The organism is Pseudomonas sp. SIMBA_067, from assembly GCF_046534675.1.
GTDB lineage: Bacteria > Pseudomonadota > Gammaproteobacteria > Pseudomonadales > Pseudomonadaceae > Aquipseudomonas > Aquipseudomonas putida.
This window is the reverse complement of record NZ_JAWRYH010000895.1, coordinates 1-253: the sequence shown is the minus strand read 5'-3', so window position 1 is coordinate 253 and position 253 is coordinate 1. Positions and strand designations below refer to the sequence as shown.

At 64.4% G+C, this 253-nt stretch carries 1 pseudogene; it reads right to left on the bottom strand.

Annotated features, from left to right (window positions below):
* A pseudogene (locus tag SB765_RS31805) lies at positions 1 to 251 on the bottom strand (2-octaprenyl-3-methyl-6-methoxy-1,4-benzoquinol hydroxylase); the annotation flags it as partial.
* Positions 252 to 253: the final 2 nt, after the last annotated feature.

Genomic DNA, 253 nt, shown 5'->3' with positions numbered 1-253 from the left:
ACCTGTGCATGCACACTGGCGGCCGAGAAGTGGATCTGCCCAGTGCCACTGCCGTCCCACACATGCATGTCGGGATACGGTGTGGCACGCCGTTGGGCAATGCCGTCCCAGGCGCCAAGGCGTTCGAGAATACGCTGGCTGGCCGCCGAAAGCGCACTGACACGCGGCTCGAACGGGGCTTGCGCATCGAATGGCTTGACCGTGAGCGGCCCGCCATCGAGCAAGAGGATTTGCAGGCCACTGTGGCGCAATG